Below are 7,534 nucleotides of genomic sequence, written 5' to 3' on the forward strand. Positions count from 1 at the left end.
TGTCAGTCGATAGAACGTTATAACTGCCACCAATCACCTTTGGCACACCAAAGTCACAAACCACCAGCGTAAACACCACGATCAGAGTGCTGATCAAACCGTATTTTGCCGCAGGTAACGTCACCATGAAGAAGGTTTTTAGCGATGAAGTATTGAGTGCACGTGCCGCCTCATACAGACGAGAATCAGAGGTTCTTAACGAGGTAGTCAGAATCATCAAGGCGTGTGGAAAAGTCCAAAATATTAAGCCGAGTGATATACCAATCAAGCCGTATACCGAATTTCCCCCTAATACTTCTTTGGCGATACCTTGGTTGCCAAATAAGAAGATCAAACTGATCGCAGGAAGCAACGACGGAGCTAGAATCGGCGCTGAACCCAACACCTGAAAAAGCCCCTTGAAAGGCATGCATGAACGAGTCAAAGCATAGGCATACCCAAACGCTAATACTCCCACGACAACGGTCACTAACAACCCAAGCGTGAACGTATTGCCTACCGACTGCCATAAGCTTTGAGACGCAAAATACGTAGCGAAATTCTCTAAGCCTACAAATTCGCCATCTGCGTTCTGAACACTCTTTTTCAACATCGCCCACAGTGGCATCAGGATAAACAACGTCATGACCACAGACAAAAAGGCCAGCAGCCCAAACAGAATTACGTTGTCTTTGCTTAACCGAGCCAGAAAAGGTTGTACTCGTCGTTGAATTAGCAGCTTAGATTGCATCATTTGAGTCGATTCCATGATTGTTTACGCCGCCTCGTCTTTCATCACTTGCACGCTTTTCGATGGGTAAGCTCTCAGGCCTTCTTGATCAAACGCCACGTAACGAATATCACTGCGACGCAGCTTCAATCGGTTGAACTCTTTGACGGGTACATCAACGATGATCTCTTTCGCCGTTGAGTCATGTTGCAATTGACACTCAACACGATAAAACGCCCCTAAGAATTCGCTTGATACGATTCTCACTGGCAAGGATTCACTAAAACGATCAACAAACTGGATTTGCTCTGGACGAACGGCAATATCGAAAACATCACCCAGATTTGGCGTGAGATTATCTAAGCCAGGTAACGGCAGCATTGACTCAGCAATGCGCATCTTGCCTTGAGCTGCAACAGAAGCTTGAATGAAATTCATACTGCCAACAAACTCAGCCACAAAACGACTGACGGGTTTTTGGTAGATTTCTTGTGGAGCACCCACTTGCTCGATAACACCATGATTCATCACCACAATGCGGTCTGCCATCGTTAACGCTTCATCTTGGTCGTGCGTCACCATAATAGTAGTGATACCCAGCTTACGTTGCAGTTGGCAGATCTCATCACGTAGGTGTGTTCTTACCTTCGCATCCAACGCAGAAAGCGGTTCATCGAGTAGCAATAAGCCCGGAGACAACGCTAATGCACGAGCCAGAGCAACACGCTGCTGTTGTCCACCAGATAGCTGATTTGGGAATTTCTGACCAGACGTTGGTAAGCCGATGGTCTCTAACCAAGACTCAACCGTCTCAAGGGCTTCTTTGGTCGACATCCCTTGATTCTTCAAACCAATTGCGATGTTCTCTTCCACAGTCAGGTTGGGAAATAGAGCATAAGATTGGAATACGATACCAAAATCGCGCTTCTCAGGAGGTAGGAACGTCGTATCCGCTCCATTCTGCTCAATTGAGCCTGAGGTCGGTAAATCCAGCCCTGCAATCGCACGTAGTAGTGTCGTTTTACCGCAGCCAGACGGGCCAAGGAAACAGACGAACTCACCTTTTTCGATCGATAGGGATATGTCTTTTAACGCTGTAAATTGGCCAAATTGCTTTACAACGTTTTCAATATTCAAATAAGTTTGGTTGCTCATACTACAGCACTCTCTATATGGTATATACCAAATTTAAACTGAGAATATTGCAGTTGAGTGACAAATTTATAGTAGCTAAATGACAGTTATATTGCAGATATAATAAGCATTAAAGATTGCTATTTGTTCAGCTTTAAAAGTTAGTTCAACGTTGAAAGCCCTCAATGACGAACCAAAAAGTCACTGAGAGCCTAAATGTAAACTTCTAATTTAAACGCTAGATTAATCTATGATTCAACCTTGTCGGCTTTGCCCGCCGCACCTGCGAGTTTGGATAACTGTCTATCTAGCCACAATGGCGTGTTACCAGAATCTTCTGCGTTCTCTTTTCTTCGCACCGCATCACGCACCATCATCGCACCTACCCAGCGAAATGGCTCTGGCGGGAAGTGTCCCAACGGGCCTTTGGTTAAACCGCTTCGTGTCCATGCATTATCGATATCGAGTACCATGGCTGACAAGATCTTCCCGCCCATACGGGTTTGAGCAACGCCATTGCCTGAATAACCAAGCCCATAATAAATATTGCTTTGGCCTTTTAGATTACCGAAAAATGGCAATCCGGTGACCGAACGATCTGAGCCTCCAGACCAATTGTAATCGAATTCACTTTGTTCCAATTTAGGGAACAGTTTTTGAAACGATTGATTGAGAATCGGCAGGTAGCTAGTGGTTTGGTTAAACATGCTTTCAACTTGATTGGCAAACGAGAATTTATTGCCGCCTTTGCCCAACATGAGTCGTCCATCTTGGGTATCTCGGTAGTAGTGGACAAAGATACGCGAATCCACCACCGCCGCCCCTTTCTCTGGGCCAAATTTCTTGAGCTTTTCAGGAATAGGCTTGGTCACTACCATATCTGAAGAGACAACCACAATGCTGCGTTTGAACTCTTTAAAGTGATCGTGCATCCACGCATTGAGTGCCAAAATCACTTTATCTGCAAATACGGAACCGCCTTTGGTTTGAATTCGAGCTGGGGAGCCATAGTCGAGTGATGTCATCTCTGTATTTTCGTAAATTTCGACACCCAATTCGATCGCAACGCGGCGTAAGCCTCTCGCCAATAACGCTGGCTGCACACTACCCGCAGCTTCTGAGTAGTAACCCTCAATGTGGCGATCAGATCCCGCTTTATCAGCCAAAGAATTGTCGCACTTCTTCCAGCTATTGATACCCTGCTTAACCAGCTCATTAACGACAGGCTCCATTCCACCCTTTTGAGCTTTATTGGTCGCCGTGTAGTAAGTTCCGCTGCGATATAGATGCGCGTCAATCTTGTGTTCGTTACAGAAGGCTTCGATCTCGTATATAACCTTTTCCGACTCCTTAACCAACCATTTCGCTTGTTCTTTTCCGTAGAGCTTTTTCAGCGTCGGATACTTAGTTGACCACGTCAGCATGCAACCGCCGTTCGCACCAGAAGCACCGCTACCACATAGGCCTTTTTCAATCACGACAACATGTTTTTCGGGTTGCTGTTGTTTGATTAAAATCGCCGTCCATAAACCCGTATAGCCACCGCCAACAATGGCGATATCACAGTTGACGTCTTTTTGGAGCGGCTTAACCGAATCTAGCCCCGCATTGATGTTGCCAAACTCTTGTTCCAACGCTTGCTTGAACCAATATGAGTAGTGCTTTGTCATTTGTTGTACCTTACTTAAAACCTAAAGGCGTAAAACTAAAAAAGGAAGACCGAAGTCTTCCTTTACTGATTTCTAACTTCTAATGAACTAAATAGTTAAGTAACTGAATAGGTCGTCAGATTAAGATTTTGGCTCTGATTTAGCGTCAAACTTGTCAGACCATGTTTTAAGAACGTCGGCACGTTCGCTGCCCATTCGAGCGAAGTCCATTTTTGCCATGTTCTTTTCTACATTAGGGAAGTTCTCTGCTTTGCCTGTCACATCTTTGTGACCAACAACTGGGTACATTTCGATGTAAAGCTCATTTGCCGCTTTAGAAATAGACCAATCGATAACACGTTGTGCTGCATCAGAAGGCTTAACAAGACCTACCGCTTCAGATTCCCAGCCGATGCCTTCAGGCGTAATCACTGAAAGTGGCGCGCCTTGAGTTTTCAGCTTAGCGCCACGGCTCGCCATAGAAATACCGATAGCGACTTCACCCATGCCCGCTTGAACACATGGCTTAGAGCCTGAGTGCGTGTAGTGAGCAATGTTTTGATCTAGCTTCTGCATGTAGTTCCAACCTTGGTCTTCACCCATGTTTTGTAGCCAAGCCGAAACCTGCATGTAGCCTGTACCAGAAGACGCTGGGTTTGGCATAGCAATATGGCCCTTGTAGATAGGCTTCGTTAGGTCATCCCAAGACTTAGGTGCCGGTAGGTTCAATTGCTTAGCCACTACTTCGTTAAAGCAAACTGCATTGAAGAATGCGTCATTGCCGTACCAAGCTTGAGTAGATTGCGGGTCGTTAAGGTTTACACGCAACGCTTCTACACCTTGAGGAGTGTAAGGCTTAAGAATGCCCTCTTCTTTAAGCAGTGCCATTGAAGAACCAGCAAGTCCCCAAACTACCTCTGCGCGAGGATTGTTTTTCTCAGCCAATAATTTTGCCGTCATGATCCCTGTTGAATCACGCACCCACTTGATGTTGATGTCTGGGTTTTCACTTTCAAATGCGTTCTTGTATTTCGCTAAAATGTCAGTTTCAAAAGCGGTGTAAACCGTCACTTCCTGTGCTGCATAAGCATTACCAGCTAGTAGAGTAACTAATGCTGCAAGTGATCCTTTCATAAAACGGTTTTTCATCATTTTCTCCAGTCAGGCCAACTCTAAAGTGAGAAGTTGCCAAAATTAAAAATTGCCAAAGTTAAAGTTGTTAAAGCTAGAAGCTCCATCTAGAGGCTTCTATATCCATAAATTCATTTAGGTTGTTAGAACACACCTTTATATTGGTATGTACCAGATTTCGAGTATTAAGCTAACTGGCTTTTATGACGATTAAATGAACAAAAAATGGCAATTTCAAGATCGGTAAATTTCTCAACACAAGTGACCAATCTTAATATGAAGCTTTTGTGAAAATAACGTTTGGACTATTTACGACCGTTTAAATTGGTTGTTAAAGTAACCGCAATCACTGGTATAGTCCAAAATTAAAATCACGAGAATTGAACATGAGAAACGAATATTTACTACTGACACCGGGTCCTCTATCTACTTCTGAAACCGTGCGCCAAGCGATGCTAAAAGATTGGTGTACTTGGGACGATGAATACAACAAAGACATTGTTGAAGTGATTCGTAGCAAGCTTGTGACTTTGGCAACTAAGCAGGCGGGATATACCAGCGTATTAATGCAAGGCAGCGGCACTGCTTCAGTTGAAGCAACAATCGGTAGCGTTATCTCTAACAGCGGTAAGCTTCTTGTGGTCGATAACGGAGCATATGGTGCTCGTATTGCTCAAATCGCAGAATATTTAAACATTCCATGCCATGTCGTTTCCCCAGGTGAAACATCACAGCCTGACTTGAACGAAATGGAAACGGCATTGGCCATGGATTCAGACATTACTCACGTTGCGATTGTCCACTGTGAAACCACCACTGGCATGCTGAATCCAATTGAAGAGATTGCCAAATTGGCAAAACAGCACAACAAAACCGTCATTCTAGATGCGATGTCGAGTTTTGGTGGCATCCCTATGGATATTGCTGACTTAGGTATCGATTACATGATCAGCTCGGCAAACAAATGCATTCAAGGTGTACCTGGATTCGGCTTTGTTATTGCGAAGCAATCGGAACTGGAAAAATGCAAAGGCCAAGCTCGTTCATTAAGCCTTGACCTGTTTGACCAATGGCACTGCATGGAAAGCAACAATGGTAAATGGCGCTTCACCTCTCCAACTCATACAGTGCGTGCTTTCTACCAAGCTCTACTTGAATTGGAGCAAGAAGGTGGCATCGAAGCTCGTCATAATCGCTACCAAACCAACCAAACCACATTGGTTGCAGGTATGCGCTCTCTTGGCTTTGAGCCACTGCTTAATGATGATCTTCATTCACCTATCATTACTTCTTTCTATTCTCCAACTCATAGCGATTACCAATTCAAGGAATTCTATGACCGTTTGAAAGAACAAGGTTTTGTGATTTACCCGGGTAAGGTTTCAAACGCAGACTGCTTCCGAATCGGTAACATCGGTGAAGTGTATCCGTCAGACATTGAAGCTCTCATTGGCGCAGTGAAAAACGCTATGTACTGGGACATCAAATAATGACAACGACCAATCAAGAGCCAGTTCTAAAGGCAACGTACTTTCGAAGCGAAGGCGATGTGAACACCACACCAGCACGCGAAAAATGGAACGAATCGCTAAACGATGATGCGACTCAAGCGATGTTAAAGCGCGACTCTGACGTGTTTCTTCATCAAGCCATGTCAACGCCTTGCCTAGACACACTTGAAGCAGCCGAAGGCATCTATATTCAAGATGCGACGGGCAAAAAGTACATGGACTTTCACGGTAACAATGTTCATCAACTTGGTTATGGCCACCCACACATTATTAATAAAGTGACTCAGCAAATGGCGTCGTTGCCATTTTCACCACGTCGCTTCACCAATGAAACTGCGGTTCAGTGTGCTGAGAAACTCACACAGATCTGCGGTGGTGATTTGAATCGTGTGTTGTTTGCTCCCGGTGGCACATCAGTGATCGGCATGGCGCTCAAACTAGCTCGCCATGTCACCAACAATTTCAAAGTAGTGTCATTGTGGGATTCATTCCATGGCGCGTCACTTGATGCGATTTCAGTGGGTGGCGAAGCGTGTTTCCGCGAAGGCATGGGGCCGTTAATGGCTGGCGTAGAACGTATTCCACCAGCGGTTTCCTATCGTGGTGCTTTCCCGCTCAATGACTCTTTTTCGCTTTGCGGGCAAAACTCCGGCGATGCGAACGAGACCGCACGTGATGTTCACTACGCCGATTACCTTGAGTATGTGATTGAAAAAGAAGGTGGCATTGGTGCCTTCATTGCAGAAGCGGTTCGTAACACAGACGTGCAAGTACCAAGCAAAGCTTACTGGAAGCGCATCCGTGAGATTTGTGATAAGCATAACGTCATGTTGATCATCGACGACATTCCAAACGGTATGGGTCGCAGTGGCGAATGGTTCACTCACCAAGCTTTTGATATCGAACCTGACATTCTTTGTATCGGTAAAGGTTTTGGCGGCGGCTTAGTTCCAATCGCAGCCATGATCACTAAAGACAAATACAACACGGCAGCGCAAGTATCTCTTGGTCACTACACCCACGAAAAAAGCCCAATTGGTTGCGCGGCAGCACTCGCCACCATGGAAGTGATTGAGCAAGAAAATTTACTTGAAAAAGTGCAAGAAGACAGCGCTTTTGTACGTGAACAACTGCTTCAAATGAAAGATAAGTACCCAGTCATTGGTGACGTTCGCGGCATCGGCCTGCTCTGGGGGGTGGAATTGGTCACCGACCATATCACCAAAACCCGAGCGTTCGATGAAGCAGAAGCCGTACTTTATCAATGTCTGAACGATGGCCTGAGCTTTAAGGTGTCACAAGGTAACGTGATTCAATTGAGCCCGCCATTGATCATCAGCCGCAGTGAACTAGAAGTCGCTCTGTCTATATTCGAAAATGCGATAGCAAAAGTCTGCAAA

At 45.2% G+C, this 7,534-nt stretch carries 6 protein-coding genes; 2 read left to right on the forward strand and 4 right to left on the reverse strand.

Annotated elements, in window-relative coordinates:
* The 4 genes from AB4653_RS07040 to AB4653_RS07055 all read right to left on the reverse strand — a co-directional run.
* Positions 1 to 733, reverse strand: a 733-nt coding sequence (locus tag AB4653_RS07040; protein ID WP_372103668.1) for an ABC transporter permease subunit, incomplete at its 3' end; no start/stop codon positions are given.
* A gap of 21 nt (positions 734 to 754) precedes the next feature.
* A complete protein-coding gene (locus AB4653_RS07045) occupies positions 755 to 1,864 on the reverse strand; it encodes a putative 2-aminoethylphosphonate ABC transporter ATP-binding protein (RefSeq protein WP_009845630.1) in 1,110 nt (369 codons plus the stop codon).
* Between the two features lie 227 nt (positions 1,865 to 2,091).
* The gene (locus AB4653_RS07050; RefSeq protein WP_009845631.1) at positions 2,092 to 3,513 is read right to left on the reverse strand and encodes an FAD-dependent oxidoreductase; all 1,422 of its coding nucleotides are present in this window, start codon (positions 3,511 to 3,513) and stop codon (positions 2,092 to 2,094) included.
* Between the two features lie 120 nt (positions 3,514 to 3,633).
* On the reverse strand, positions 3,634 to 4,644 hold the full coding sequence (locus AB4653_RS07055) for a putative 2-aminoethylphosphonate ABC transporter substrate-binding protein (RefSeq protein WP_032555077.1): 1,011 nt from the start codon (positions 4,642 to 4,644) through the stop codon (positions 3,634 to 3,636).
* Between the two features lie 365 nt (positions 4,645 to 5,009).
* On the opposite strand from AB4653_RS07055, the gene phnW reads away from it, so the two are divergent.
* Together phnW and AB4653_RS07065 are read left to right on the forward strand one after the other, a co-directional pair.
* Positions 5,010 to 6,113 carry a 2-aminoethylphosphonate--pyruvate transaminase gene (gene phnW / locus AB4653_RS07060; protein ID WP_009845633.1) on the forward strand — a complete coding sequence of 368 codons (1,104 nt, stop codon included), beginning with the start codon at positions 5,010 to 5,012 and terminating at the stop codon, positions 6,111 to 6,113.
* A partial coding sequence (locus AB4653_RS07065) for an aspartate aminotransferase family protein (protein WP_372103665.1) occupies positions 6,113 to 7,534 on the forward strand: 1,422 nt, incomplete at its 3' end. The genes phnW and AB4653_RS07065, both read left to right, overlap by 1 nt.

The organism is Vibrio sp. 10N.222.48.A3, from assembly GCF_041475345.1.
Taxonomy (GTDB): domain Bacteria; phylum Pseudomonadota; class Gammaproteobacteria; order Enterobacterales; family Vibrionaceae; genus Vibrio; species Vibrio tasmaniensis_A.

Coding starts and splice junctions, on each gene's coding strand:
- AB4653_RS07045 (WP_009845630.1), bottom strand. CDS start 1,864: ATGAGCAACCAAACTTATTTGAATATTGAAAACGTTGTAAAGCAATTT.
- AB4653_RS07050 (WP_009845631.1), bottom strand. CDS start 3,513: ATGACAAAGCACTACTCATATTGGTTCAAGCAAGCGTTGGAACAAGAG.
- AB4653_RS07055 (WP_032555077.1), bottom strand. CDS start 4,644: ATGATGAAAAACCGTTTTATGAAAGGATCACTTGCAGCATTAGTTACT.
- phnW (WP_009845633.1), top strand. CDS start 5,010: ATGAGAAACGAATATTTACTACTGACACCGGGTCCTCTATCTACTTCT.